The 26,990-nt window shown below is 58.0% G+C and carries 21 protein-coding genes; 13 read left to right on the plus strand and 8 right to left on the minus strand.

Going from position 1 to position 26,990, the window contains the following annotated elements; translation table 11 throughout:
* Nucleotides 1–44: 44 nt before the first annotated feature.
* Both QFX07_RS00865 and QFX07_RS00870 read right to left on the minus strand, forming a co-directional pair.
* On the minus strand, nt 45–233 hold the full coding sequence (locus QFX07_RS00865) for a hypothetical protein (RefSeq protein WP_279741010.1): 189 nt from the start codon (nt 231–233) through the stop codon (nt 45–47).
* 477 nt (nt 234–710) lie between these two features.
* A complete protein-coding gene (locus QFX07_RS00870) occupies nt 711–1,772 on the minus strand; it encodes an EamA family transporter (RefSeq protein WP_279741008.1) in 1,062 nt (353 codons plus the stop codon).
* A gap of 271 nt (nt 1,773–2,043) precedes the next feature.
* Here QFX07_RS00870 and QFX07_RS00875 point away from each other — a divergent pair, with 271 nt between their 5' ends.
* Nucleotides 2,044–2,922: a di- and tripeptidase gene (locus tag QFX07_RS00875; RefSeq protein ID WP_279754551.1), complete on the plus strand. Its 879-nt coding sequence runs from the start codon at nt 2,044–2,046 to the stop codon at nt 2,920–2,922.
* Nucleotides 2,923–3,018: 96 nt separating this feature from the next.
* On the opposite strand, the gene purB is transcribed toward QFX07_RS00875, so the two are convergent.
* Complete coding sequence (purB, locus tag QFX07_RS00880) at nt 3,019–4,452, minus strand: adenylosuccinate lyase (RefSeq protein ID WP_279741004.1); 1,434 nt, start codon at nt 4,450–4,452, stop codon at nt 3,019–3,021.
* A 250-nt stretch (nt 4,453–4,702) separates the two neighbouring features.
* On the opposite strand from purB, the gene QFX07_RS00885 reads away from it, so the two are divergent.
* From QFX07_RS00885 to QFX07_RS00910, 6 genes are all read left to right on the plus strand, one after another.
* Nucleotides 4,703–5,287, plus strand: coding sequence for an ABC transporter substrate-binding protein (locus tag QFX07_RS00885; protein ID WP_279741002.1), 585 nt, complete (start codon nt 4,703–4,705; stop codon nt 5,285–5,287).
* A gap of 28 nt (nt 5,288–5,315) precedes the next feature.
* Nucleotides 5,316–7,736, plus strand: a complete 2,421-nt coding sequence (locus tag QFX07_RS00890; RefSeq protein WP_279754552.1) for an extensin — start codon at nt 5,316–5,318, stop codon at nt 7,734–7,736.
* A 276-nt stretch (nt 7,737–8,012) separates the two neighbouring features.
* Nucleotides 8,013–9,140 carry a histidinol-phosphate transaminase gene (locus QFX07_RS00895; protein ID WP_279741000.1) on the plus strand — a complete coding sequence of 376 codons (1,128 nt, stop codon included), beginning with the start codon at nt 8,013–8,015 and terminating at the stop codon, nt 9,138–9,140.
* 379 nt (nt 9,141–9,519) lie between these two features.
* On the plus strand, nt 9,520–10,686 hold the full coding sequence (locus QFX07_RS00900) for a thiamine pyrophosphate-dependent enzyme (protein ID WP_279740997.1): 1,167 nt from the start codon (nt 9,520–9,522) through the stop codon (nt 10,684–10,686).
* Between the two features lie 2 nt (nt 10,687–10,688).
* Nucleotides 10,689–11,675: an alpha-ketoacid dehydrogenase subunit beta gene (locus QFX07_RS00905; protein ID WP_279754553.1), complete on the plus strand. Its 987-nt coding sequence runs from the start codon at nt 10,689–10,691 to the stop codon at nt 11,673–11,675.
* 93 nt (nt 11,676–11,768) lie between these two features.
* Nucleotides 11,769–13,244 carry a dihydrolipoamide acetyltransferase family protein gene (locus QFX07_RS00910; protein WP_279754555.1) on the plus strand — a complete coding sequence of 492 codons (1,476 nt, stop codon included), beginning with the start codon at nt 11,769–11,771 and terminating at the stop codon, nt 13,242–13,244.
* Between the two features lie 159 nt (nt 13,245–13,403).
* Here QFX07_RS00910 and QFX07_RS00915 read toward each other — a convergent pair whose 3' ends face one another.
* Together QFX07_RS00915 and QFX07_RS00920 are read right to left on the minus strand one after the other, a co-directional pair.
* Nucleotides 13,404–14,492, minus strand: coding sequence for a hypothetical protein (locus QFX07_RS00915; RefSeq protein WP_279754557.1), 1,089 nt, complete (start codon nt 14,490–14,492; stop codon nt 13,404–13,406).
* Between the two features lie 47 nt (nt 14,493–14,539).
* On the minus strand, nt 14,540–15,202 hold the full coding sequence (locus tag QFX07_RS00920; protein ID WP_279740991.1) for a sugar O-acetyltransferase: 663 nt from the start codon (nt 15,200–15,202) through the stop codon (nt 14,540–14,542).
* Between the two features lie 296 nt (nt 15,203–15,498).
* Here QFX07_RS00920 and QFX07_RS00925 point away from each other — a divergent pair, with 296 nt between their 5' ends.
* From QFX07_RS00925 to QFX07_RS00940, 4 genes are all read left to right on the plus strand, one after another.
* Nucleotides 15,499–17,250 carry a long-chain-fatty-acid--CoA ligase gene (locus QFX07_RS00925; RefSeq protein ID WP_279754559.1) on the plus strand — a complete coding sequence of 584 codons (1,752 nt, stop codon included), beginning with the start codon at nt 15,499–15,501 and terminating at the stop codon, nt 17,248–17,250.
* Nucleotides 17,251–17,568: 318 nt separating this feature from the next.
* On the plus strand, nt 17,569–18,447 hold the full coding sequence (locus QFX07_RS00930; protein WP_279740988.1) for a MetQ/NlpA family ABC transporter substrate-binding protein: 879 nt from the start codon (nt 17,569–17,571) through the stop codon (nt 18,445–18,447).
* A 145-nt stretch (nt 18,448–18,592) separates the two neighbouring features.
* Nucleotides 18,593–19,648 carry a methionine ABC transporter ATP-binding protein gene (locus tag QFX07_RS00935; protein ID WP_279740986.1) on the plus strand — a complete coding sequence of 352 codons (1,056 nt, stop codon included), beginning with the start codon at nt 18,593–18,595 and terminating at the stop codon, nt 19,646–19,648.
* Nucleotides 19,649–20,344: a methionine ABC transporter permease gene (locus tag QFX07_RS00940; protein WP_279740985.1), complete on the plus strand. Its 696-nt coding sequence runs from the start codon at nt 19,649–19,651 to the stop codon at nt 20,342–20,344.
* Between the two features lie 1,183 nt (nt 20,345–21,527).
* Here QFX07_RS00940 and QFX07_RS00945 read toward each other — a convergent pair.
* The 3 genes from QFX07_RS00945 to QFX07_RS00955 all read right to left on the minus strand — a co-directional run bounded on the left by QFX07_RS00945 (nt 21,528) and on the right by QFX07_RS00955 (nt 24,892).
* Complete coding sequence (locus QFX07_RS00945; protein WP_279754722.1) at nt 21,528–22,292, minus strand: HAD family hydrolase; 765 nt, start codon at nt 22,290–22,292, stop codon at nt 21,528–21,530.
* Between the two features lie 198 nt (nt 22,293–22,490).
* A complete protein-coding gene (locus tag QFX07_RS00950) occupies nt 22,491–23,909 on the minus strand; it encodes an FtsX-like permease family protein (protein ID WP_279754723.1) in 1,419 nt (472 codons plus the stop codon).
* A complete protein-coding gene (locus QFX07_RS00955) occupies nt 23,909–24,892 on the minus strand; it encodes an ABC transporter ATP-binding protein (protein ID WP_279754726.1) in 984 nt (327 codons plus the stop codon). Before QFX07_RS00955 ends, QFX07_RS00950 begins: the two co-directional genes overlap by 1 nt.
* Nucleotides 24,893–25,161: 269 nt before the next feature.
* On the opposite strand from QFX07_RS00955, the gene QFX07_RS00960 reads away from it, so the two are divergent.
* Together QFX07_RS00960 and QFX07_RS00965 are read left to right on the plus strand one after the other, a co-directional pair.
* Nucleotides 25,162–26,451: a histidine phosphatase family protein gene (locus QFX07_RS00960; protein WP_279740977.1), complete on the plus strand. Its 1,290-nt coding sequence runs from the start codon at nt 25,162–25,164 to the stop codon at nt 26,449–26,451.
* Complete coding sequence (locus QFX07_RS00965) at nt 26,441–26,920, plus strand: VanZ family protein (protein WP_279754727.1); 480 nt, start codon at nt 26,441–26,443, stop codon at nt 26,918–26,920. The genes QFX07_RS00960 and QFX07_RS00965 overlap by 11 nt, the downstream gene beginning before the upstream one ends.
* The last annotated feature ends 70 nt before the right edge of the window (nt 26,921–26,990 follow it).

Below are 26,990 nucleotides of genomic sequence, written 5' to 3' on the forward strand. Positions count from 1 at the left end.
ATAGGGGTTTTTCTATACGCCGCGCGCCGGTGGAATTTTGGTTTTTACTCAGGTAGCGGCATGGGAACGGGGTCCTTGCCGTCACCCTTCTGTGGAGGAGAACTACCCTTCGTGGTGGTGAGCGTAATGCCTATGCTCGCGGTCATCAGCAGGAAAATCGGCACCCAACGAATCGGGCCGGTCTTCTGATTCAGCAGCGCCCAACCGGCAATCGCCGCAATAGAAGAAGCCATTCATCAGACCGAAAATGATGACGGCACGCCACTGCTCCTTCGACCAGGACAGCGTACCCGGCGGCGTTTCGCCGCCGCGGCGGGTATGTCAATGCGCCGCCAACCACACGGCGCTACCCACCACAATGGAAGCAATCGTCAGGCGGCTGACGGTAATAGCCAGCGCGCCAAACAGCGGAAAGAGCGTCATCGCGAACGTGGCACCGAATTGCAGTGACAAGCAGGATATCAACACAAATATGACGCCCAGAGCGGGGCGTTGAGATGAAGTATGCGGCATGATTCTCCTTCCTGCGTCTTCGAAGGAGGCGGTGTATCTCTTAAGGTGTACAGGTGAGGTATCGATTTGGGCGGGGGCACGAACCTGACCAGCCCAGTTAAGCAGATAAAGAGTGCACCCCCGGGCAGCACGAGATACTATTCCACTCGTTACCCGGGGGTGCTAGAAACCGTTGATACGCTCAAAATCTCAGCAGGTTAGAGGCCCTTTGTCTCACGGTCAGCCTTAATCTGGCTGGCTGATGGGAGTGTAATGGAACTGGTTGCCATCTGTGCAATATCCACTGCGTGTGCATCCACCGCACCGGGCAGGTATCGATCGGAATCCTCGAAAGTACCCTCCTCCTGCGCCTTCTTTTGCGCACGAGCGTGAGAAATTGAAATGCCGATACTCGCAGCCACCAGCAGAGCAATAGCAGCCCAACGAACCAGACCGGTCGCCTCACCAAGCATCACAATACCCACAGCCGCCGCAATTGCAGGCTCCAGGGACAGTACAACACTGTAAATGTGTGCAGGGAGCAGACGCAGGGAAGAAACCTCACCCAGCGCCGGCAGAGCAGAAGCCAGCAGACCCATCACGCAGCCAATAGCTAGCAGGTTCACATCCTGGGTAACCTTCAGCAGGTTATTGCCGCTAATCAAGAATGGGAAGGGCATAACCAGTAGGGTAGAGACAACGTTACCCATGACCATGCCACCCATGCCCGGGATGAGCGCGCCCACCTTCTCCGTCGCCAGAATATAGGCGGCACGAGAAACAGCGGTCAGGACCGAGAAAAACACGCCCATCAGGGCGAAATCTTCAGGCTTAGCCTGGGACTCGGCCGTCAGAATCGCCATGCCCGTAAAGGACAACGCAATCCACACCAGGTCCAGCTTGCGGCGCGACATAACCGTCGCCAGAACCAGCGGGCCCATGAACTCAATTGCCACCGCAATCGCCAGCGGAACCTGCTCAATCGCCACATAGAAGAACGCATTTGCACCGGTCAGGGCGATACCAAGGACAATGACCGTCATCCACTGTTGGCGGGTCCACGAACGAATCTGTGGACGGAAGAACGCCCACAGGAGGACAGAAGAAGTCAGCAGGCGCAGAGCCACCACGCCCCAGGGACCCAAATCGCCCATCAGCTGCTTGGCGAGAGCCGCACCGAACTGCGCGGAAATAATCGCGCCGGTCGCGTACGCAACACCCAGCCCCTGAGTCGCCAGGGGAGAACGCGCAGCATTGGGCGTATGGGTGGAAGAAGTCATAGCAATCCTTATTAGTTCAGAAGAGGTGTCAGTCGCTATCTGTTATCAGGCGCGACCCAAATCTCCGTGAAACAGGTCACGCACTATGCAAACAATGAATAGTGTGTAATCTACGACAATTTTACGCGCTTTAAAATCCGACGCAAATAGAGACCAAAACACCTTAACAAGCGGTCAAAAAAACACACGCCCTCGGTGAAATTTCATCCCTACACCCCACCACAGGCCCCATATTCAGGAAATATTCACCAAGCCATGATTTACTGAGAGCATGCTTGACCCGAAGAAGTCTCTATTTGATAAAGACGGTAACCCCCGTCCCGCGCTAACCACCACCCTCGACAACGTACTGCGTATGCAACGACCGCTCGCGCTGTCCATCGTCAAAAAACTGCGTGAAGCGCACCCCGACGAAACCCCCGAACAAATCCACAAGCGACTCGACCGCACCTACCTGCGTGACATCACCGCCATCGGTGGCGTCACCGGCGCATCCGCATTCGTGCCCGGCGTCGGTACCGTCACCTCCATGAGCCTGTCCGCGCTAGCAGTCGGCGGTTATCTCGAACGCACTGCACTCTACGCCCAGGCCGTCGCAGAACTGCACGGCGTGCACGTACGCGACGCCGAAACCGCCCGCTCCATGGTCATGGCAATCATGCTCGGTGAAGAAGGCTCCCAGCTCATGAATACTGTGCTGCTGCAAACTGGTAAAGCAAGCGGCGTCTCCAACAAATGGGGCATGCTGCTTGGCAACTCCTCCAGCGGCAAGATGTTCAGCGTCGAACGCACCATCCGCAACCTGTTCATCCGCCGATTCCTCGCCCGCCAGACCGGCGCACTGCTCGGCCGTGCCCTACCCTTCGGCGTGGGCGCAGTCGTTGGCGGCGGCGCAAACCTGGCGCTTGGCAAGGACGTTGTACGCAACACCCGCCGTGCTTTCGGCAATGCACCCGCGTACTTCCCCTCAGAGCTCATGATTACCCCACGTGCACCCCGTGTGCAGGATAGCTCCGAAGACACCTCAACCGGCGTGGCTGGCTACCTGCTCAAAGGCGTCAAGGACGCAGGTAAGGTAGCTGGCAAGGTCTTCACCCGCGGCAAGGATCACGATACCGAAACCGGCCGCCGCCGCATGCTCGGCCGCTAAACCCGCTGGCCAGCAGAACAAAGCAAAGACCCAGTACACTGAAGACCCCGGATCCCTAAGGGAACCGGGGTCTTCAGTTTAATCCTTCGCTACGGACTAAGCGTTCTTCGCGTGATCCAGCAGCTGAGCCGCAATACCGTTATAAGTGTGCGGAGTCAGAGCCGACAGACGTGCCTCAGCTTCGGGAGAGAGGCCCAACGTAGCCACGAACTCCGTCAGGCGAGCGGCATCCACGCGGTGGCCGCGAGTCAGCTCCTTCAGGCGCTCATACGGGTTCTCCATGCCGGGAACACCCGCGATAGCCTCAGCACGCATCACCATCTGGATCGCCTCAGCCAGGACTTCCCAATTCGCATCCAGATCAGCCGAAATAACCTCGGTTGCAATATCCAGACGCTCAAGACCCTTCACCACATTGGAGATAGCCAGCACCGAGTGACCAAATGCCACACCAATATTGCGCTGTGCTGAGGAGTCCGTCAGGTCACGCTGCCAACGAGAAGTCACCAGGGTCGAACCCAGCGAATCCAGCAGAGCGTTGGAGAGCTCCAGGTTAGCCTCCGCATTCTCAAAGCGAATCGGGTTCACCTTGTGCGGCATGGTCGACGAACCGGTTGCACCAGCCACCGGAATCTGGCGGAAGAAACCAATCGAAATGTAGCTCCACACATCGGTGCAGAGGTTGTGCAGCACGCGGTTGAAATGAGCGATATCCGAGTATAGCTCAGCCTGCCAGTCGTGTGACTCGATCTGGGTGGTCAGCGGGTTCCAGGTCAGGCCCAGGTGCTCCACAAAACCACGAGAAACATCCTGCCAATCAGCGTCAGGAACCGACGCATAGTGAGCAGCGTAGGTGCCGGTCGCACCATTAATCTTGCCCAGGAACTCGGTTGCAGCAACGTGCTTCACCTGGCGCTTCAGACGGTACGCGAGCACGCCCAGCTCCTTACCCAGGGTGGAGGGAGTTGCAGGCTGACCGTGAGTACGGCACAGCATCGGCACGTTGCGGCCTTCCTCAGCCAGCTTAAGCAGCACCTCAATCAGGTTCTCAGCGGCAGGAACCCACACGTTCTCAACAGCATCCTTGATGCCCAGCGCGTAGGCGAGGTTGTTAATGTCCTCGGAGGTGCAACCGAAGTGAACCAGCGGCACCAGGTGCCCCAGACCCAGACCCTCCAGACGGCGGCCAATGTAGTACTCGACAGCCTTCACATCGTGAACGGTGACTGCCTCAATCTCTGCCAGCTCAGCGACAGAATCAGCATCAAAATCAGTGACAATCGCGCGCAGACCATTCTTCTGCTTACCGGTGAGCGGGGACAGGCCCGGAAGAATCGAATGCTCGCACAGGTAGATGAACCACTCAACCTCAACGTGAATGCGATCGCGGTTCAGAGCGGCCTCAGAAAGGTAGTTGGTCAGGGGTGCGGTGGCGGATGCGTAGCGTCCATCCAGAGGGCCCAGCGCAAGGTCGCCGGTGCCCAGGTCGATACGGCCAGAAGGCAAAAAGGTGTTATTGATGTGAGACATAACTCTATTTTTGCACGAATCCGCCGAAAAAAAGAGGTGGGCAGAGTACATAGACGTGATGGGCGGTTCGGTTAGTTGCAGAAATATGACAAATCGAGGTGCGGCGGAAGGGGCATTTTTCGGGTTTTGAAGGCGCAAAATGTGCGAATTTTTGAAACATGCCTGAGTTATCCACAGGTTAGCGTACTCAGCCTGCACGGTCACCGCGGCAGATTTAGCCTAAAACAAACCCGCCGCGAAAGGACACACCATGAACGCCATCGTCGACACCGCACCACCTCCCGTACTCCAACTGCCCCGGATCGAACCAACCGATATCCTCCGCGCAGCAGGACACATGGGCATCGGCACCGCAGCCGGCCACACCCTCGCCACTCAGCTCATGGCTGCCGCCGCGCTCGCCCGAGCCAAAGGCGCAGAACTCTCCCACAGGATGCGCACCGAAGCCCAAGAAATCCGCATCGCACACCAACACGCCAACGAACTCAACGGCAACCACTGGGTATCCGAAGCCGGACGCGCCTACCGGCGACAACTCCAAGAACACCGCGAAAAAGTCCGCAACCAAGCTGAACAAGCCGAAGGTGCCGCTGCCATGATTGCCGCCGCTGGTGAAGAACTCGCCAACGACCTCACTGCCAAAGCGCAGGAAATCCAAGCCGCCGCCTCCGTAGTAGATAACCTACTCGGAAAACTCGCTGATAGCGCCGCCGACCTCCTCGAAAAGCTCGACCCCGGCGAAATCATAGCCCGCTCAGGCGTACAAAAAGCCCAGTCAACGCTGAATTTGCTCATGCACGTGAACCTGCCCGACGGGCTGAGCTCGCTTATCTGAACCCACTCACCTCACCCTAGGAGATACCATGATTACCGGACCCACCGTTGCACCCATCGGTGACCTCACCGACTCCGCAGGGCCCACCGCAGGCACCATCAGCGTTGAGCTTGAAGAAATGCCCGCCATTGCCGACGGCCTCGACGCCGTCAGCCGCACCTGCGTCGACCGCACCATGCCCATTCTCGGCATCGCCGCTGAAACTCGTCTCTTTCTCGGCATCAACGGACGTGCCCAGCAGGCTGCCGCTGTATGCTCCGTCCTTGCCACAGACCTCGGTTTGAGCGCCACAAAGTTCGGCGCCACTGCAGCCGCCGTCCGTGCAGCCCACAGTTCTTACCTGCAGGTTGAAAAGACCGTCGCTGGTTGGTTCGATTCGATGGGCATTGCAAAGGGCGGTAAGCTCACCGACGGACGTAGTACCCGAGACCACCTGCGCGGACTCATTGCTGGAGAACCCGGCGAAGCTACCTACCTCTTGAAGCTCACCATTCCCGAGCTCGGGTACTTCTCGGCCTATTGGCTGTTGCCGTATTCGCCTGTCGTAGCGGGTATTATCTTCGGTGTTACTGCCTACTTTGATACCAAGTGGAATCCCGAAATTGCCCGTCAGCGTATTGCTGGCCGACTCTCTGCCGTGACAAAAATACCCCAGGGATTTATTGAAAAAGTCTTAGCAATAGGCGGAGTTGGAATCGTCGGTCCCCTCCGTGATCCGGATTCTGATAAGAAAGCACATAATGTGCGCACCACCTCAGCCGATGAGTATGGGGTTAGTGCGCATTCCGGCGAGAAAGACCGTCTCACAGTGGACGCCAGTGCTGAGCGTCTTCAGGCGGCCGCCAAGGCGCAGGACCAGGAGTTTGAACGCTCCCAACAGGACCCGACTAAGGGTGAACGTGGTGCCGTGCTCGTCACCGTTATGTACAAAGCAGGACACGAAGGGGATCCCGCATATGCCCTGTACGTCGTGAGCATTCCGGGCACTAACTTTTCTTCCTTTGGTGGATCTCCTATGGATATTCCTGGGACTCTTCGTGAAGCACTGGGTAACGATACTCTGGAGAACCCCGCCTATCAGATGGTTTTGCAAGCCCTCCGTGATGCCGGAGCACCTCAGGGTGCCCGAGTGTATATGGAAGGCTTCAGTCAGGGAGGAATGATTGCCTACAATATGGCGAATAGTACTGAAGTCGCTAAAGAGATCAACATTGTGGGTGTCTATACTCAAGCCTCCCCGCTACGAGGTCTACCGGCTAAACGCCGTGATTTTGGAGTGGACTACGTGGAAGGAGATGGAGACCCGGTTCCTGACTCTGCTCTGAGGGCGTTTGGAGGTTGGCGTCCCGATGAACGCGATACCGCAATTACGGTTTCAAATTTCAAACATGACGGAGGGGCATATAGAGAAACCTTGCAACGCGAAGGATACGGAAACCAAACTCTGGGTGCTCTCAGAGCAGAAGATTATGTGCAAGGGGAACAAAGGGTTACCTCGGGCTCCGCTATGCCAGATGGTTACACGTTTGAAGAACGTCTGAATGAGTATGGATTACGTGGGGCTAGGTACACTCAACATGCTCTTGATGCCGGGGTACAACTTAACCCTCAATTTTATTACGAGGCCGCAGACCAATATACAGATGGAGAACTGCACCGAGTAGATAGTGTAGCGCGTGGCAACGTCGAAAATACTTGGCAGAAAATTGAAGATACCGTTGCAGATGTCCAGCTGGGCATGGAGATGGCCAAGCAGAGGGCCGAGGGTCTCCAACGAGAAGCTGGAGAAACCGTACAGGCGGTTACTGGGCACATTCCCGCCGTCATTGAGGGTGTCCAAAAGACCATCCCTCATCCCGAGCCGACTCCGCAGGAAAAGCCTCAGAACCCGAAGCCTACCTGGCCCGAAACCCCTGTACTGCAGATGCCGAATTCAGGTTCCTTGCCCGCACCGAACCTTACACCTGCACAACCCGCGCTATTAGCCGCAAAGCTACTGGCCTCCACTACCGAGGCACCTGCCAACCGCGGATTTATCGTCAACGCACCGCAGGACACTCAGCCCGTCAGCCGCATGCCCATGGCACCGGCAGAGGACATCGACCCCGGATTCATCGTGCGCCCGGAAGCACAACCCGCCCTTGGGAACTTCGCACCCCGCCTCATTCAGGGCCCCCCAGATGTGGTTGAATCGCTACCTCGGATTGGTGACCTAACGGCTATGCCGCATGTGGTCGGTGGCGATAGTCAAGGCGGAGACTACGACGGTGGTGAGTCGCTCATCCCGACGCTGCCAGACCTGAAGCCTGCGCCTATGTTCCCGTCTAAGAGCATTGACCCCGGGTTCCTCGCACCAACTCCGCCCGAGAACATCGACCTCGGGTTCCGCGCCCCGGGCCCTCCTGAGGACCTGACTCCCATCGAGGAGCGTGAACCACTGATGATCTAAAAGTACCAGTCTAAAAACCCAGTCTTAAGAGCCAATCTTGACGGCTCGGTCGAGGGTGGAGGGCGAGTAGAGTAGAGCAGAAAAAGAGAAAGGGAGGCGTCTGCGGGAACGACCCCGGCGGCGCCCCCCATCTTTGCGTACAGCCTTTACATGTAGCCTTTGCGTACAGCGCTAGCGGCCACTATCTGCTACCTGCATAGCTACAGCTTGATCGCGACCTGCTCTCCAGGTGAGAAGCGTTAGCCTCCGAACCGCCCGCAGGCACATACTGGAACCATGAGCCAGTCAGCTGAACACGCCAATATCCCGGTCCGCCCCGTCTTTAGCACCCTGCCTAGCTACGCGGCAGGTAAACCGCCCACACCCGTTGAAGGCCTCACCCAGTACAAGCTCTCCTCGAACGAGAACCCGCTGGGCCCCGTGCCCGAGGTCGCGCGCGTCCTCGCAGAATTTGCGACCGCGCACCGCTACCCCGATCCGCTCTCTACCGCCCTGCGCCAGAAGCTCTCCGCACGGCTCGGTGTGGACGCTGACGACATTGTTACCGGTGCCGGAAGCCTCGGCGCGCTCAACCAAATCCTCAAAACCTTCGCCGGCGTAAATATCGACGGCGTGCAAGACGAAGTCATCTACGCCTGGCGTTCCTTTGAGGCATACCCGATCCTCGTCGGTATTATGGGTGCTCGCAGTGTGCAGGTGCCGAACCTGCCCGACGGTTCACACGACCTGGACGCCATGGTGGCAGCCATCACCGAACGCACCCGCCTGATCCTGGTCTGCACCCCCAACAACCCGACCGGCCCCGCCGTCACTGAAAGCCAGATCCGTGCGTTCCTGGCGAAGGTGCCCGCTCACATTCCCGTGGTGATTGACGAGGCGTACTTCGAGTTCTGCGCCGCCTCCACCGTGCCGGACAGTGAAGAAGCTCCGCTGAACGGCATGGACATTTACCACGACTACGAGAACGTCATCATTCTGCGCACCTTCTCCAAAGCGCAGGGCCTGGCGGGTCTGCGGGTGGGCTACTCGATATCTCACTCGCAGATTACGCAGCACCTGCGCGTGGCGGCAACCCCGTTCGCCGTGACGGCGCTGGCTGAGGCGGCGGCTATCGCCTCCATCAAGCATGAGGATGCGGTGATGGAGCGTGTTAGCCACCTGGTCTCTGAGCGTGAGCGCGTGACCACTCGACTGTGGGAGTTGGGCTATGATTTCCCGAGCACTTACGCGAACTTCGTGTGGCTATCCCTGGGGGAGTGCACGGGTGAGTTTGTGCAGCTGATGGCTGAACATGCGCTGTCGGTGCGTGCGTTCGGTACCGAGGGTGTTCGTGTGAGCATCGGTGAGGTGGAGGCGAATGACCGTTTTCTCTCGCTCTGTGAGGTCTTCATGAAGGAACTCTAGGGCATCTTGTGAAGGGATGGGGGTGCCCATTCGACCCTAATTGAACAATGTACTATTTTCTCTTGTCGGGGATTGTTTAGAGTTCAATATTTGTGCTTCGGAGAGAAAAATCTGGTCTCTAAAGTGGCTTTAAAAGTTAAATTAAACCTCCCATATATTCCTAATTTGATGATAATCAAATACTGAACGATAGGGCATAATACGCTGTGTTATCAGCGTAACTGCCGCGAGATAGAGCCGGAAAGAGTAGACTGGTAACTGTATATGCCCAGACCCTCACAGGCTTGCCGGAACACCTCAAATCCTGCACCATTAGGTGAAAGTTGAGACTAAAACCTAAGCCGCTGAGGGCCAAGCCCTCGTCACGTGTGGAGGTTAGATGCACGAGAACGACAAGTATCCCGGAGTGCCCGAACGTATCCAGCTCATGGATGAAAATGGCACCGTACACGAACACCCCACCTACAGCCGGTACATCGAAGACGTCAACGCAGACACTCTGCGCGAAGCATACCGTCTCATGTACACCACCCGCCGATTCGACGATGAGGCAACCGCCCTACAGCGCCAGGGACTGCTCGCCCTCTGGGTACCCAGCCGAGGCCAAGAAGCCGCGCAGATCGGCTCTGCATTTGCCTACGCACCCAACGACTACATCTTCCCGTCCTACCGTGAGCACGCCGTCGCACTGGCGCGTGGCGTGGACTTCCGCGACCTGATTACCATCTTCTGCGGAGCCACCACCCACGGCTGGGACATGAAGGCGCACAACTTCCATACCTACACCAAGGTGCTTGCCGCCCAGACCCTGCACGCCGTCGGCTACGCCATGGGCCTGAACTTTGATGCCGATATCGAGGCTGAAACCGGCACTCGCCGCACCGGCCAGGGTCAGGCAACCGACCCCGCCGAGGATACCCAGAAGCCCGCCGTGGCGGTCTACTTCGGTGACGGTTCCTCCACCGAGGGTGACGCGCACGAAGCCATGGTTTTCGCCGCCTCCTATAACGCGCCGGTGCTCTTCTTCGTGCAGAATAACCGCTGGGCTATCTCCGTGCCCTTCGAGGTGCAGTCCCGCGTGCCGGTGTCGACCCGCGCCGCAGGCTACGGCTTTGAAGGTATCCGCGTGGATGGTAACGACGTTCTCGCGGTGCTCGCCGCAACCCGCTATGCCATGGAGAAGATTCGTGCCGGTGAAGGCCCCGTGCTGATTGAAGCTGAGACCTACCGCCTCGGCCCGCACACCACTGCGGACGATCCCACCAAGTACCGCACCGATGCCGACCTGGAAGGTCCTCTGCGCCGCGACCCCATGTTGCGCCTTGAGAAGCACCTGCGCGATAACGGCTACGCCGATGATGCATTCTTTGCTGAGGTCGCAGAATCCGCACAGCAGGTTGCATCCGGCGTGCGCGAGGCACTGCTGAACATCGAAGTTGCAGACTTTGAGCATTTCTTCGACCGCGTCTACGCGCAGGAACACCAGCAGGTGGAAGATGACCGCGAGTTCTACCGTAACTACGTTGCAGGCTTTGAAGAGGAGTAAGCATGAGCGAGAAAATTGAACGTTTGACCCTCGCCAAGGCGATTACCCGCGGCCTAGAAGACGCCATGGAAGCCGACCGCACCGTCGTCATGCTCGGTGAGGATATCGGTAAGCTCGGCGGCGTGTACCGTGTGACCGAGGGTCTGCAGACACGTTTCGGTAACCGCCGCGTTATGGATGCGCCCCTGGGCGAGTCTGGCATTATCGGTACCTCCATCGGTATGGCGCTGCGTGGCTACCGTCCCGTGCCGGAGATTCAGTTCGACGGCTTCGTGTTCCCCGCCTACAACCAGATCACGAGCCAGCTGGCGAAGATTCATAACCGCACCGACAAGCAGTACACGGTGCCGGTGACTATCCGTATTCCGTATGGTGGTGTGATTGGTTCTGTGGAGCACCACTCCGAGTCCCCGGAGGCGCTGTTCGCCCACACTGCGGGTCTGCGTATTGTGACCCCCTCGACCCCGCACGAGGCGTACTGGATGACCCGTAAGGCGATTGAGTGCCCCGACCCGGTCATTATTTTTGAGCCGAAACGCCGCTACTGGCTCAAGGGCGAAGTGGATTTTAGCGACACTTCCTTTGATCCCTTTAGCGCCCAGGTGGTGCGTGAAGGTACGGATGCGACTATCGTTGCGTACGGTCCGCTGGTGCCGGTTGCTCTGGCTGCCGCTGAGGCTGCCGTGGAGGATGGCCGCTCGATCGAGGTCATTGACCTGCGCTCGATTTCACCGCTGGATGTGCCGACCGTTGCTGCTTCGGTAGTGAAGACTGGTCGCCTGATTATTGCCCACGAGGCGCCAACCTTCGGCGGTATGGGTGGTGAGCTGGCTGCGGCGATTACGGAGCGTTGCTTCTACAGCCTGCAGGCGCCGGTGATTCGCGTGGGTGGCTACTACATGCCGTACCCGGTTTCCCGTGTTGAGGAAGAGTATGTACCCGATATTGACCGTATTCTTGAGGCGGTCGACCGTGCTTTTGACTACTAGTTACTCCCTCAGTATTAGCGTGTTGCGCTACGGCGGGTTGTAAGCCCGCACAGAATATTCCGTATAGGGTATATACCCTAGTGAGAGGTAAAAATGTCCCAGATTTTCCCGCTCCCTGACGTGGGTGAAGGCCTGACCGAAGCAGAAATCCTCAGCTGGAAGGTAGCAGTCGGCGCCGAGGTCGCCATCAACGACGTCCTCGTTGAAATTGAAACCGCTAAGAGCATCGTGGAACTTCCCTCGCCCTTCGCCGGTACCGTCGAGGCGCTGCTTGTTACTGAAGGTGAAACCGTTGAGGTGGGCACCCCGATTATCAGCATCTCCGGCGGCGACAAGGCACCCGCAACCCCGATAGCTCCCACCGCCGCAGAGGCTGAGTCCGGCACCGCGCTGGTCGGCTCCGGTCCCAAGGCGGATGTGGTGAAGCGTCGCGCCCGCAAGCGCAGCGCCTCCGCAACCCAACCCGCACAGGCTACTGTGGCATCGGTTGCACCGGCTGTTCAGGCACCCGTGGCGCACGCCCCCGCCGATCCGGTGAATCGCAACCAGGGCCTGTTGGGTGAGCTGGCTGAGCGCGCCTCCCGCTTTGTGGAGAACACTCCGCTGAACTCGGTGGTGCAGCGTCTAGCACCCGAGCCCGTAGCGGCTCCTGCGCCGACTCTGGCTCCCGAGCAGGTTCCGCACCGCCCAACCCTCGCGCCGCCTCCGGTGCGTCTTGCCGCAAAGGAGCTGGGTGTTGACCTGGCGAACGTGACCGCTACCGGTACGCGCGGCCAGGTGACTAAGCAAGACCTCATGAACTATGTGGCGCACCTGAACGATGTGCAGCATAGCGGTGCCCGCCAGCCCTTCTGGCAGTCTGCAACCACCCCCGGTGACCGCATCGAGCGTATCCCGGTGCGTGGCGTGCGTAAGGCTACCGCGAAGGCAATGGTTTCCTCGGCGTTTAGCGCTCCGCACGTGTCCATCTTCGTGGACGTTGATGCCTCGCGCACCATGGAGTTCGTGAAGCGTCTGAAGAAGTCTCGCCACTTTGAGGGCGTGAAGGTCACCCCGCTGCTGGTGCTTGCCGCCGCGGTTATTTGGGCTGCTGAGCGTAACCCACAGGTCAACGCAACATGGACCGATAGCGAAATCCAGATTAAGCACTTTATGAACCTGGGTATTGCTGCGGCAACCCCGCGCGGCCTGATGGTTCCGAACATTAAGGACGCGCAGGAGCTGTCCCTGCGTGAGCTGGCTATTGCACTGAACAACCTAACCTCTCGTGCTCGTGAGGGTAAGACTCAGCCTGCTGAGATGGCGAATGGCACTCTGACCATTACGAACATTGGTTCGCTGGGTATTGATACGGGTACCCCGATTATCAATCCCGGTGAGGTCGCGATTATTGCCTTTGGTACGATCAAGCAGAAGCCGTGGGTTGTTGATGGTGAAGTTATTCCTCGCTGGGTGACGACCCTGGGTGGCTCCTTCGATCACCGTGTGGTGGATGGGGACCTGTCGGCTCGTTTCATGGCTGATGTGGCTGCAATTCTAGAGGAGCCTGCACTGCTGCTGGACCACTAGGCGGTATGTTTTAGATAGCCAGCGTCGTATCGCTGGGTAGCTGAGGTTGTTGAGGATACAGATATTTAGATACAGAAAACCTCCGGTACCTTACCTAAGGTACCGGAGGTTTTCTGTACGGTTTATTCTTATTGCAACTAGGTGCAGGTGCTTAGAAGTCTAGGCGTCCTTGCGTGCCACCTGGTCGCTCGGATACTTGTCCACGCGGCGGTGGTACAGGCGTCCGCATAGACCGCCGAGGATAGCGCCGAGGAAGCTCAACGCCAGAACCAGCAGAACCGCCAGCAGACCGTTCGCAAAATCGCCCGCAATCAGCTTCTGCAGGGACAGGGACGCGACACCGTTCTGGAACAGCTGAGGCGCGAGGAAGGTCGCCAGGGACCCGATGATGAGTGCCATAATCTGCCAGAGCCATACGGCAATGCCCTGCTTCACGCCAGCGAATCGTGCCATGCGTCCGGCTGCGTAACCGCCCACCAGGTAGGCGAAGAAGATGAGCACACCCAACGCCACCGCGACCGGCACAGCGTGCGATGCGCCGCTGAACAGACTGGAGACCACCGAGGCATACTCGACGGACTCGGTCTGACCGGTCAGGGTCAGCCACGATTTGATAGCCCACAAGCCACCGTCCATGAGGGAGATGGTAATCAGCCAGCCGAGCAGACCGGGCAGCAGGTGCATGCGGGAGTAGCGGCTCTTCTGCATGGACAGCGCGGTTGCGGCGGTGAGGATGGGTTCCGAACCAGCGGCATCACCTGCGGGGGTGGAGATGATGAAGTGGTCATCTGCCGTGGGGGCAGCCTGCGGGGTGCTCGATGCAGCGGGGGCGTTGCTGGGTGTGGGCACCTCGTAGCTTGTAGCGGTAGCGGGGGCGGCAGTTGCGCCGTTGCGTACGTTGTCCGGGCTGGGGAGCGTAGGCTTGTCGAGCCAGCTGAGGTTGTCATCTCCGGGCTCGCCGAAGTTAGCGCCGGACTCTGCACCTTGATAAGTGGCATCGGGGGAGAGGGTCGGCTGGGTTGCGGTAGCCGCCCCGGTGAGGGGACGGGTTGCATCCTGTGAGGACTGCGCCGAAGAGCTCGACTTGCGCGCTTTTTCGTGGGCGTGGCGTGCCGCGTTCAGCTCCTCATCGGTCAGGACCACGGTGGGGTCGTCGGAGGAGAATGCTGCCTCCCACAGGTCACTTTCAGTGGGGGAGGACGCCGCAGCAGCCGGATGCTGCTGCGGGGTGTTGTTCTGTGCGTTCATTAAGTCCTTTATATCTCTAATCCTGGGGTCGTGGTAAGCGGGTTGCCTTAGAGTGCGCGGTTAGCGTAGAAGGCGCGTGCTTCTTCCATAGCTTCTGCGGAGAAGGTGTGCGGGTGTGCGGGGCGCTCGTTCTCATCCAGGGTGCGGATGACGCGGCCGGGGTTGCCCACCACGAGGGAGCTAGCGGGGACGTCCTTGGTGACGACAGTTCCTGCACCGATCACGGAGTTCTTGCCGATGGTCACGCCGCCCAGGATGATAGCTCCGCTACCGATCCATACGTTGTCTTCAACGGTGATGGGCGCGCCTGCTTCCCAGTAGTCGGCGCGGTCGCCGGGGTGGAGCGGATGGGTGGGGGTCATAAACTGTACGTTGCTACCAACCAGTACGGTAGAGCCGATGCGGATCGGGCAGACGTCCAGGAAGACGGTGCCGAAGTTGAAGAAGGAACCGTCACCGATGTAGGTGTTCACGCCGTAGTCAAAGCGTACGCCGGGTCGGATGTGGGCGTGTTTGCCCAGGTGGCCGAGGTGTTTACGGTAGACGTGCATTGCCTGCGCTTGCTCGCCGCGTGCGTAGTGTTCTTCGGCTAGGATGGTGGCGGCATAAATGCGTTTGAACTGTGTGGCGCATTCGGCGTCGGGCATGTAGACGGAACCGTTGGTCATACGGTTGAAGTTTTCACCGGTGGGGCGCTGCGGGGTGTGCATTAGTGGGCTCCTCCCAGAAGGTAGACTAGCGCGATGATAGCCATTCCGAACAGGATAACGACTCCTCCGGCGATAGTGAATCGTTTGGAAATTTCGCGGAGGAGCTTCTTGAACTGTTCGTCAGTGATCTCTTGCTGTCGTTTACTCATGCTTTAAGTATCCCAGAGTTGCTTGGGTTTACCTTAGTGTTTCGGCGTTTATTGCGGTATCTGGGGTGGGTGTACGGCGTGATTTTCAGCGTGGAAAGAGGCGCCACTGAGTTGAAGCGTGAGGGCGTGGGAAGGCACAATCAATGCATGACTGAGGCTCAGAAGAATACGAACCTGCAGGATGCAGTGGCACCTGCATCCCCCGCTGGCACGCATCCGTTGGCGCATCGCCCCTGGTTGAAGAACTATACTCCGTGGACTGCACGCGATATTGAGCTCCCGGAGACGTCATTGAGTCATCTCATTGATGAGGCGGTTCGTACCGCACCGCATAAGGTGGCGCTGGAGTTTTTTGGTGCGACGACCACCTACGCTGAGTTGGGGGATCAGATTGAGCGTGCGGCGGAGGGTCTGCGTGTGGCGGGTGTGCAGCCGGGTGACCGTGTGGCGCTGATTTTGCCGAACTGTCCTCAGCATATTGCAGCGTTTTACGCGATTCTGCGTCTAGGGGCGATTGTGGTGGAGCATAACCCGCTGTATACGGGCGCGGAGTTGCGTCACATGTTTGAGGATCACGGTGCGAAGATCGCGATTGTGTGGGATAAGATTGCTTCGCATATTACGGGTCTGCCGTCGGATATCCGCCCATCTCATATTTATTCGGTGAACATGATTTCGGCGATGCCCACGCTGATGCGTACCGCGCTGAAGTTGCCGTTGAAAAATGCACGTGCTTCGCGTGAGAAGCTGACTGGTTCCGCTCCGGGGACTATATCGTGGGCTCATTTGGTGAAGAGTGAGCGTATTGACCCGTCTCATCGCCGTCCGACCGCGTACGATATTGCGCTGTTGCAGTACACCTCGGGTACGACCGGTCGGCCGAAGGGTGTGATGCTCACCCACCGTAACCTGGAGTCTAACGGCCGTATGGGTGAGGCATGGATTAACCCGGGCGATGACGAGGTGATTTACTCGGTTCTGCCGTTGTTCCACGCGTACGGTATGACCCTGGGCGTGACGATTGCGTCGCTGTGCCGTGCCCGCCTGGTGCTGTTCCCGACCGTGGACATGGACCTGATTTTGAAGGCGATGAAGAAGACCCGCCCGACCATTCTTCCTGCGGTTCCTCCGGTGTACCGCCGGCTCATGGACGAGGCGAAGAAGCGCGGCGTGTCCCTGGAGGGTATCCGTTACGCGGTGTCTGGTGCGATGAACCTGCCGCCTGAGCTGGTTGCCGAGTGGGAGGAAGCCTCCGGTGGTTTCATGGTGGAGGGCTACGGCCTGACTGAGTGTGCCCCGCTGGTGTCCTGCAACCCGCTCAATGATACTCGCCGCGCCGGTTTCATTGGTGTTCCGTTCCCCTCCACCGATATTCGTGTGGTAGACCCGGAGACCGGTGAGGATATGCCCGATGGCGAAGAGGGGGAGCTGTGGGTGAAGGGCCCTCAGCGTTTTGCTGGCTATTGGAAGCGTGAGGACGAGACGGCAAAGACCATCACCCCCGATGGTTGGTTGCGTACCGGTGATATTGTGCGCCTGGACGAGGACTACTTCATCCAGATTGTGGACCGCATTAAGGAAGTTATTATTACCGGCGGTTTCAATGTCTCCCCGACGGAGGTTGAGGTCGCCCTCAAGCAGCACGATACGGTTGCTGATGCGGCGGTGGTGGGCATTCCGTTGCCTGCAGGTGGTGAGATGGTCGTTGCTGCTGTGATTGCCGCCCCGGGCCGAGTGGTGCAGGAGCATACTCTACGTGAGCACTGCTACTCGAAGGTGACCCGCTATAAGGTTCCGCGCCGCATCGTGGTCGTGGATGATCTGCCGCGTTCGATGCTGGGTAAGGTTCTGCGCCGTAAGGTGCGTGAGCAATTGATTGCTTCGGGCGAGTTCGATTAGTAGTACTGGTTGATCCCCCCCCCGGTCCGTAACAGGTGGGTAGGATGAACGCCGGCTTGGGTTTGTTTTGCCCGGGCCGGCGTTTTTGTGTACGGAGGATCGAGGAGCGGGTTTTAATGACGTTGCAATAATCAATCTGTGAAGAATTATGACAAAATATGACGACCTTGACGTTCTGTGTCTCATGAATAGAGCTCAACTTCCACACCCGCCCCTGTGCGTGCTGTAATTGTCCCATCATCATTCCCATCGGACGTGCTAGTACCAACGTGAGCACCCGGTGGAACGCATCATCATTCAACAGAAAGATTCATAGCCGTGAAGAAGTTTGCTGCTGCTCTCGCAGTCGTCCCCATGGTCTTTGGCCTGGCAGCCTGCGGTTCCACCAATTCCTCCTCTTCCTCCAGCTCCAAGAAGGTCACCATCGGTGTGGTTGGTTCTGAGAAGTTCAACAAGACCCTGAAGGAAGAAGCTAAGAAGCAGGGCATCGACATTGAGTACAAGGAGTTCAGCGCGTACACTGAGCCGAACCCCGCACTGGACGCCGGTGACATCGACATGAACCGCTTCCAGCACATCGCATACCTGTCGAACTACAACGTCAGCGCCAACAAGGACCTGCAGGTTGTCGGCCCGACCGTGATTTACCCGATGGCTCTGTTCTCCAAGAAGCACTCCAAGCTGGCTGATATCCCCCAGGGTGGCGAAATCGTTATCCCGAACGACACCGTGAACGAAGCACGTGCGCTGAAGCTGCTGAAGACCAACGGTCTGGTCACCTTCAAGAGCGCTGACGTTGACTCACCTACCATCGATGACGTTGACACCTCCGCCTCTAAGGTGAAGGTTACCCCCGTTGACGCAACCCAGACCGTGGTCGGCATGGAATCTGCAGACGGTGCTGTTGTGAACAACGACTTCCTCAAGGACGCCGGCCTGAAGCCCGCAGACGCTCTAGCTCAGGACGACCCCAAGAGCGACCCCTCCGCTATCAAGTACGTGAACCTGTTCGTTGCACAGAAGGACAAGGCTGACGACGAAACCTATAAGAAGATCGTCGAAATCTTCCACACGAAGGCCGTCATGGACGTCGTCCAGGAAGAGACCCGCGGCACCGCTGTTGAGGTCAACGTAAGCACCGACGAACTCCGTCAGTCCCTGGCTAACGAAGAAGCCAAGCTGCGCGCTAAGAAGTAATCTTCTGAATACACGCCTCATCTAGGCATACGCAAAGGCGGTAAGTCTATGCACCCGATGCGGGGCACGAAAGGCTTACCGTCCTTTGCGTACCGGCGTTAAGGCCCTTGACGCCCCAACCACGACATATAACGGATACAAATTTATGAGTGAACTGACACAGAGCCTCGGCGACAGCATCGCGCCCATGGTGGTTCTGGACGGAGTCTCCAAAGTCTTCGGCACCGGCCCCAAGGCAGTAACTGCCGTCGACAGCGTCTCCCTCACCATTAACCGCGGTGAAATCTTTGCAATTATCGGCTACTCTGGTGCCGGTAAGTCCACCCTGGTCCGTCTCATCAACGGTCTGGAAACCACCACCAGCGGCACCCTGACCGTTGGCGGCTTTGAGATTTCAGGTAAGCGTGACTCCGAACTGCGTGAAGCACGCACCAATATCGGCATGATCTTTCAGCAGTTCAACCTCATGAACTCCCGCACTGTGCTCGGTAACGTTGAGTTCCCGCTAAAGATTGCTGGCTGGTCTAAGAAGGACCGCCGTGCTCGCGCCCTGGAGATGCTTGACTTCGTGGGTCTGGCAGACCGTGCAGGTCACTACCCCAACCAGCTCTCTGGCGGTCAGAAGCAGCGTGTGGGCATTGCGCGTGCGCTCGCCACTAACCCGGCTCTGCTACTGGCCGATGAGTCGACCAGTGCGCTGGATCCTGAAACCACCCATGAAGTGCTTGCACTATTGAAGAAGGTCAACCGTGAACTGGGTGTGACCGTTGTGGTCATTACCCACGAGATGGATGTGGTGTCCACTATTGCTGACCGTGTGGCAGTGATGGAGTCCGGTCGTGTGGTGGAGCAGGGCAACGTGTACGATGTCTTCTCCAACCCGCAGACTGAGGTGGCAAAACTCTTCGTGGCAACCACCGTGAAGCTTGCCCCCACTGGCAAGGAAGCGGCTGAGTTGCGTGCAAACCACAAGGGGTACCTCGTCAACGTTGAGATTGTGGAAGGTAACCAGGAGCTCGGTAAGGTGCTGTCCTACCTGGGTTCCCGTAACGTCCGCTTCAACATTGTGGGCGGTGGTATCGAGACCCTGCAGGGTAAAGCCTACGGCACCCTCACCCTGGAACTCCTCGGCGAAATCACCAGTATTGATGCTGCTGTTGCCGAACTGAAGACCGTTGCCCGCGTGCAGGAGGTGCGCTAAATGTTTGCTACTACTCTTCCGCTGGCTACCTCGAAGACGGACTGGTCTGAGTTCCTACCCGAGAAGCTACTCCCGGCTATCGGTGATACCTTCTACATGGTGTCTATTACGATGCTGTGTGCAGGTCTGGTCGGCCTGATTGTGGGCGCTCTGCTGTACACCACCCGTGCAGGTAATATCTTCCAGAACCGTTTTGTGTACACTGTCCTGAACATTCTGGTGAACGTGATTCGCCCGATTCCGTTCATTATTTTGATTGCGGCTCTGGGCCCGCTGACTAGTGCTGTGGTGGGTACCCGCCTGGGCGTGAACGCGGCGGTCTTTGCGATGAGCTTCGGTGCAGCATTCGCTATTGCTCGTATTGTGGAGCAGAATATGGTCTCCATTGATCCGGGTGTGATTGAGGCGGCTCGCGCGATGGGTGCTTCGAAGATGACCATCCTGTTTACCGTGATGATTCCGGAGGCGCTTGGCCCGCTGATCCTGGGTTACACCTTCCTCATTATCGGCGTGGTGGATATGTCCGCTATGGCCGGTTACGTGGGTGCTGGTGGTCTGGGTAAGATCGCGATTGTGGATGGCTACCAGCGCTTTAATGACGAGATTACCTGGGCTGTTGTGGCGATTATTATCGTCCTGGTTCAGCTGGTTCAGTTCATCGGTAACTCCCTGGCGAAGAAGGTTATGCGTCGATAAGCTTGTGCCCCTTGTAGGCCTTGTAGGTACTGTAGGTACGGCTGATACAGCATAGAAGACCCCCGGTCTGCTCCATAAGGAGCGGGCCGGGGGTCTTTCTTCATACCGGGGGAGGGGGTGCTAATTACTTAGCCCTGCGTTGCTTGAGACTGCTGCGTCGCTTCAAGCTTGGTGATTCAGGTGCGCACCAGCGGAAAAGCATACGCACGTAGGAAAGAAGAAGAGAGGTGGGTGAAAGCAACAGGGGAAGTGAAGACTGTTTACCGCTGTATCTGCGATAAGAACCTAGAAATGTGTAAGGCAGAGGAGCATCTGAAGCGCATTAAGACGACTTAGGATGCAAGTTTGCTGAGGAGAGAGAACGGGCTGGGAGCTTTAGCCGCTAAACACTATAGTTTGTAGTGGTGCAAATTATTATTGAATTATTACTAAAATAATCTTGACTCCCATTTTGCTAATTGATATCATAAAAGTATTCCGGCTCACATTAAACTAGAGATATCATCAACAGCTATTGTCGGAGCCTGTGTAGAAGGACGTGAAATCGCGTTCTACGCAGATTGGTGTATACCACCGCTGAAAGCAAAAGTTGAATAAATATCTGAGGTGATTAAGTTGGTCGACACTAGATACATACCGGTACCTGAATTATGTTTCGCAGGTTATTCTTTCTATTATTTTACATCTTCGCATGATTCAATGTTTTATAATGTTGCCGGTATTTTAATTCTTTGTGGATTTGTTGGGTACTCTGCATATCGTGCAAATAAGAACTACGTACAACCTGCGGCATCCTTCATAAAATCCGTATTTTTTATGTTGGCTGTGGTAATTTTACAAGTGTATTGGCTTGACCCTTTGGCTCAGGTTGTAGTTCTACTTATGAGTATCCTGTACGCTTTTGTTTTCTATAAGCAACAGCCGAAATAAGCATCCTTGGAGTTCTAAAACACCTAGCATCACGAGAACCTGCCAATGTTCAGGTTCTCGTGATGTTTTGTATTGGTACCGTTTAGTGACACTTTGGAAAAGTAGCGCTCCGCGAGAGTGCTGATGAAGTCAAAGGGCTACAAGAGCGGGTGCTAGAGAGGCAGCTGATAAGCATAAAAGACCCCCGGTCTGCTCCATAAGGAGCAGACCGGGGGTCTTTCTTTATGCTGCTACGAGGTGGGGCGGGTGCCACTTAGCCCTGCGCCGCCTCAGACTGCTGTGCCGCCTCAAGCTTGGCAATCCAGGTGCGTGCCGCCTCCCAGAGCTGTGGGTCGTTGAACGAATCGAAGCGCCCAAAACCGGCCGGTGCCTTTGCCGGGTCGGTGCCTTCCGGCACGTAAATCATGACCTTCGTACCGGCGTCACGTGCCGCCTGCGCGCCCGCGGGGGAGTCCTCGAACGCCAGCGCCTCGTGACCTTCAAAGCCGAGGCGACGTGCCGCCTCCAGGTACATGTCCGGGGCGGGCTTACCGGCCGGAACGTCGTTGCTGCTGACCCAGGTGCGCACCAGCGGGGCGTAACCGTAGCTTTCCATCTTCAGGGTCAGAATGTTCGCGGTGGAGTTCGACGCCACCGCAACCGGCATGTGCTCGCTCAGGAAGCCCAGGAACTTCTGCGCACCCTCAATCAGGTCCACGCCGGAGCTGATGACCTCGTGCTCGGTGGTGAGCAGGTCCTTCATCACGCGTTCATGGTGTTCGGCGTACTCTGCGGAGGCGGTGTCCGGCTTCTGGCCGTTCTGCGCCTCGTAGGAGAGCAGGGCAAGCTCCTGCGCGACGTCGGCTGCCGCCAGGCCGGTGAGGCGGTGCTCCACCTCTTCGGTGAAGGGAACAGACCAGCGGGCGAAAAGCTCACGCTGCACATCGTTCCAGACGGTCTCGGAGTCGAGGAGGATGCCGTCGCAGTCGAAGATGGCGCAGCGGGGGAACCAATCGGAGGGTACGGTGTGTTCAAACATAATGTTAGTCTCTCACAGGGTTTTAGACTATGGAAGCGGTGGCTCGGTGCGTGAGAAAACATGCAGGGCACAAACCGGATGAGGGCACAAAATCACGCAGTACAAAAGCACACCAGCACACCGCACAAACGCGGACATAAAGAAACCCTCCCGCCGCATCCAGAACGGATGCAATGGGAGGGCAGAAGCTGAAACAGCTTAGAGAGCGGACACCGGCTTATGAGTCACCTGACGCATAAATGGAATGGTTGCCAATAAGCCCACATAGACCAGAGCCAGACCCAGTGCAATAGCGCCGAAGGTCAGACCGAACATCTTCGTCAGAATCTCACCGGAAAGACCCTGCGCTGCAATCAATGCCGTCAGCGGCAGACCCAGCAGCGCAGAAATTACGCTAATGAGCACCAACGGACCGAAAACCACGGTAAGACGCGAAGCCTGCAACATCCTCGTGGGGGTACCCATCATATTCAGCGAAGAATACAGCGAACCACGCTCGTAAATGGCGGCGCTCTGGTTCAGCACTGCGGAGAGAGTGACCAGCAGGTACGAGAAGAACAGCATCAGCAGCATGCCCTGAAAGATATCCTGCATGATGGTCATGAAAGGGCCGGCAGCAGGACCGGCTTCCTTTGCGTCTTTGCTCATCTCACCTGCCAGAATCAGGATGGGGCCGAAGAAGGTCACCAAGAAGGTCGACAGCGCCACACCCGAAACCTGACGCCACGCCCCGCGCGGGGATTCCAGCACCGCACGGTAACCCAGCAGAACCGACGCCTTCTGGGTCATGCGCACACGAATCTTCGCGTACGCCCACACGAGGAAAGTACCAATCAGGTCGATAGCAATCATCATCAGCACACCCGGCAACGCAATGAAAATCGCCAGGTTCTTCATTGCGCTATCGGCACCGCCGTTCTGGAAGGGCGAGAACATGCTGAAGCCCGTGGAGGTTGATGCCAGAATCATCACGGCAATGACTAGAACAATACCGATACCCAGAGCGATGTAACCGGCGGATCCAGCCTTCGCGCGGGTGCGCACACCCAGCGGGCTGATGCTGACCTTCGCCAGGCCGAAGAGGGAGCTGAGAGCCGCCAGGACCATACAGCCCAGGAAGCAGTAGAAAATCACGATCACCGGCAGGAGCATATTCTCAGCACCCAGCGGAACGTTCATGAAGTGCAAAGCGCCAAAGGGGAAAATCAGCACCAGGTAAAGCAGCAGACCGATGATGAAACCCACGAAAGAGTACACCAGTGCGTCCGCCACAGACAGACCCACAATTAGGGTCGTGGAGGCACCAATCAGGCGCAGGGACGCCAGACGCTCATCACGGCGGCGGGCACTCAAACGAGCAGCCGAAGCGCCCAGGGTAAAGAGCGGAACAATCAGCACCAGAGCGGCAACCCACGCCAAACCCATGTAGAGCTTCTGAATGCCCATCAGCTTGATCATTTCGTGGTCAACGTTGGCGTGCTCAAGCCACGTACTCAGCGCTTGAACACCACCGGCAACCGTCAAAAATAGTGCCGAGGAGGCGGCAAAAGCCAGCACGGGAAGAATCGCCTGCGAACTCCATAGGGTTCGCTTGGCGAGTAGAGCATAGATTTGCATTATGCACCTGCCTGAGACTGAGCGCCGAGGCTCTGAGCGTGGTTCTGGGAAGCGGGAACACCGCCCTGGTTATTGCGCTGATCGCTCACAATCTGACCATCCTGCAGATACACCACCCGGGAGCACGCCGCCGCCACGTTCGGGTCGTGAGTAACCACCAGCAGAGTCTTACCCTGCTGCGGAATCATGGTCAGCAGCAGAGCCATCACCTCACGAGCAGTCTTAGAGTCCAGCGCGCCGGTCGGCTCATCAGCGAAAGTCACGGGGGCACCGTTCACCTGCGAACGGGCAATAGCCACACGTTGCGCCTGACCGCCAGACATCTCACCCATACGGCGATCCACCATCTGACCCAGACCCAAACGGTTCAGTAAATCAATCGAAACGGCGCGTGCCTGCTGGCGCGGCATACCGGCAATCATCGCGGCAAGGGAGACGTTCTCCTCCGCAGTTAGCTCGGGAACCAGCAGACCCTGCTGGAACACGAAACCAAACGAGTTAGCGCGCAGGGAGGTGCGCTCACGCTCGCTGAGGGACTCCACCGCCACCTGACCGGCTGGGCCATTAAACAGCACAGAACCGGCATCGAGCTTGATAATGCCCGAAAGCGCATGCAACAGGGTGGTCTTACCGGAACCGGAAGGACCCATAATCGCCACGGACTCGCCGGGGAAAATATCCAGGCTCACGTTACGCAGCACCGGGTTATTGCCGTACGACTTGTGCAGGTTACGTGCAGAAATAATCGCACCGCGCGCGAAGGGCGCCTGCTGCATCTGCTGAGGTGCCTGAGCCGGGTAGCCCTGCTGGCCCTGATAGTAGCCTGCCTGACTCTGCTGGGTAGGCTGACCGGGCTGACCCTGCCGGGGATGACCTTGCTGAGCGGAATACTGACCGGCAGGCTGCGCCGCCTGCGGAGGGGTCATTGAGTACGGGTTCTGAGCCTGGAACTGCGGGTTCTGAGATTGAGGATTCTGCGTCATGACAACCTTCATTGGGTATGAACTAACGGAAGTACTCTTCTATCATCTCAGCTTCTCGGCAGCTCACCCCTCCGTCTGGGGGCTGAAAAATATGGGAAAACCCTGAAAAAATTCGCCCGACCGGGCGCTCAACCACCCCGCAGTTCATACCGCGGTATGAGTGCGCCTCAGCAGAAGGGATAAGTAAGCCGCACACCCCTTGAACTGCACTGAGGCTTTGAACTGCGCGGCGGCCTTGAACTGCATGGAGGCAGTGCCATACTAGAAGGATGACCGACGCACAGAACACCCCCATCATCACTCCGGTGCCCAACCTCGAAGCAGGAACCCGCATCATCTTCCTGCGTCACGGCCAGACCGACTGGAACATTGACCACCGCTTCCAGGGCGGCACCGACATCCCCCTCAACGACACCGGCAGGGAGCAGGTCCGAACCGCTATCGGCGCCCTGCAGCAGGTAGCAGCTGAGGGCATCACCGTGGACGCTATCGTCTCCTCGCCCCTTTCTCGCGCCGTAGAAAGCGCCGAAATCGTAGCCGAAGGCCTGGGCGTACCCTACCGCGGTGCCGTTGACGGCTTCCAGGAACGTTCCTTTGGTGACCTGGAAGGCCAGATCGCTACCCGCGAGCTGATTCTCGCCTCCCGCCAGTCCAACAACGCTTTCAATGTGGAACCGAAGAAGGACTTCCTCGCCCGCTCCCTCGCGGCGCTGAACCGAGTCCGCAGCGAATACGAGGGTCAGACCGTTGTGGTCGCCGCTCACGGCATGCTGATTGCCATGACCATGACCGCCCTGGTCGCTGAACGCCACCCCGAACTGCTCAATGAGGACGGCATCTACCCGATCCCCGTGAACGCCTCCCTGACCGAGGTGCCCCTGCAGTACCTGGACGACGCAATCGACCGCCTGCTCGTGCAGCACCAGGAACCCGAGCTGAGCCCTGAAGAAGTTCCGGCGGGCGCCGAAAACACGACCCTTACCCTGATTCGCCACGGCCAAACCGACTGGAACAAGGCGAACCTGATGCAGGGCATCACCGATATTCCGCTCAACGACACTGGCCGTGAGCAGGCACGCACCACAGGCCAGAAGCTGGCCGATATGGGTCTGAAATTCACCGTGCTGGTGTCCTCTCCGCTGTCCCGCGCCCACGAGACGGCGCAGCTGGTCGGTGAGCACTTCGACCTGCAGGTGCACAAGACCTACCCCGAGCTGGTGGAACGCGCCTACGGTGCCGGTGAGGGCCTGGACATTCCCATCCCCGAACGCCGCGCCCCGGAACGCTACTACCCGAACGTGGAATCCGAGCGTGACGTGTACATTCGTGCCGTGCGTACCCTGCGCGGCATCGTGCGTGAACTCTCTGAAGCCTCGGGAGACCAGAAGATTATTGCCGTCAGCCACGGCAGCTTTATCCGCCGCGCTCTCTCCGCAGCCGCCGGTGAAGAGTGGACTGTGACCGTGCCGAATGCCGAACCGCTCACCATTGACGTGCCGGGCCTGTTTGCGTGGGACTCGACCAAGCAGTTCGATGAGGCGGGTCGCCTTGTTTGGTAACGGACAACCCGGTAGCGGTTGCTCCGGAGCTCGCGTGTGGCAGCTGATTCTCTGGCCCGTCACGGCGCTGTACTGCGCGGTGGTGGCGAGTATTGTGTTCGCGCCCGTGCACGTGGACGATAACGAGATGGGCGGCCGCATGGTGCAGTTTTTGGACACCGGCCACGCCGAAGGCTGGCTGCCCGCGTTCATCACCTATTCGAGCATCGAGCAGCTCTCGAACGTCATAATGTTCATTCCGGGCGGTTTTCTCTTTGCCCTGCTGCTCAAACCGAAGGCACGCCCCCATGTGCTGTACTTGGGGTTCCTGGTCAGCGCCTGCATTGAGACGATTCAGAGTTTCATGCCGGATCGTACAGGTGACGCGGTGGATGTGCTGATGAATGGTTTGGGTGCCCTGCTGGGCGCGGCGGGTGCTTTGGGTGTGCATCGTTGGCGTCGTGTGTGTCGCGAACGTCAAGGTAAGTAAGGTGCTGCACTCGGTGGAGGCGCTGGTTTTGAGGGTTCTTGGGGCCTGCGCCTCCACTTTTTGCCTTGTT

Origin of the sequence: Rothia similimucilaginosa (assembly GCF_029850985.2) — a bacterium.
GTDB lineage: Bacteria > Actinomycetota > Actinomycetes > Actinomycetales > Micrococcaceae > Rothia.

Excerpts from the sequence above, each read along its gene's own strand:
- QFX07_RS00955 (WP_279754726.1), bottom strand. The coding sequence starts at position 24,892 with ATGACGCAGAATCCTCAATCTCAGAACCCGCAGTTCCAGGCTCAGAAC.
- QFX07_RS00915 (WP_279754557.1), bottom strand. The coding sequence starts at position 14,492 with ATGAACGCACAGAACAACACCCCGCAGCAGCATCCGGCTGCTGCGGCG.
- QFX07_RS00945 (WP_279754722.1), bottom strand. The coding sequence starts at position 22,292 with ATGTTTGAACACACCGTACCCTCCGATTGGTTCCCCCGCTGCGCCATC.
- QFX07_RS00950 (WP_279754723.1), bottom strand. The coding sequence starts at position 23,909 with ATGCAAATCTATGCTCTACTCGCCAAGCGAACCCTATGGAGTTCGCAG.
- QFX07_RS00875 (WP_279754551.1), top strand. The coding sequence starts at position 2,044 with ATGCTTGACCCGAAGAAGTCTCTATTTGATAAAGACGGTAACCCCCGT.
- QFX07_RS00920 (WP_279740991.1), bottom strand. The coding sequence starts at position 15,202 with ATGCACACCCCGCAGCGCCCCACCGGTGAAAACTTCAACCGTATGACC.
- QFX07_RS00870 (WP_279741008.1), bottom strand. The coding sequence starts at position 1,772 with ATGACTTCTTCCACCCATACGCCCAATGCTGCGCGTTCTCCCCTGGCG.
- QFX07_RS00925 (WP_279754559.1), top strand. The coding sequence starts at position 15,499 with ATGACTGAGGCTCAGAAGAATACGAACCTGCAGGATGCAGTGGCACCT.
- QFX07_RS00885 (WP_279741002.1), top strand. The coding sequence starts at position 4,703 with ATGAACGCCATCGTCGACACCGCACCACCTCCCGTACTCCAACTGCCC.
- purB (WP_279741004.1), bottom strand. The coding sequence starts at position 4,452 with ATGTCTCACATCAATAACACCTTTTTGCCTTCTGGCCGTATCGACCTG.
- QFX07_RS00935 (WP_279740986.1), top strand. The coding sequence starts at position 18,593 with ATGAGTGAACTGACACAGAGCCTCGGCGACAGCATCGCGCCCATGGTG.
- QFX07_RS00890 (WP_279754552.1), top strand. The coding sequence starts at position 5,316 with ATGATTACCGGACCCACCGTTGCACCCATCGGTGACCTCACCGACTCC.
- QFX07_RS00960 (WP_279740977.1), top strand. The coding sequence starts at position 25,162 with ATGACCGACGCACAGAACACCCCCATCATCACTCCGGTGCCCAACCTC.
- QFX07_RS00900 (WP_279740997.1), top strand. The coding sequence starts at position 9,520 with ATGCACGAGAACGACAAGTATCCCGGAGTGCCCGAACGTATCCAGCTC.
- QFX07_RS00895 (WP_279741000.1), top strand. The coding sequence starts at position 8,013 with ATGAGCCAGTCAGCTGAACACGCCAATATCCCGGTCCGCCCCGTCTTT.
- QFX07_RS00910 (WP_279754555.1), top strand. The coding sequence starts at position 11,769 with ATGTCCCAGATTTTCCCGCTCCCTGACGTGGGTGAAGGCCTGACCGAA.
- QFX07_RS00905 (WP_279754553.1), top strand. The coding sequence starts at position 10,689 with ATGAGCGAGAAAATTGAACGTTTGACCCTCGCCAAGGCGATTACCCGC.
- QFX07_RS00940 (WP_279740985.1), top strand. The coding sequence starts at position 19,649 with ATGTTTGCTACTACTCTTCCGCTGGCTACCTCGAAGACGGACTGGTCT.
- QFX07_RS00865 (WP_279741010.1), bottom strand. The coding sequence starts at position 233 with ATGGCTTCTTCTATTGCGGCGATTGCCGGTTGGGCGCTGCTGAATCAG.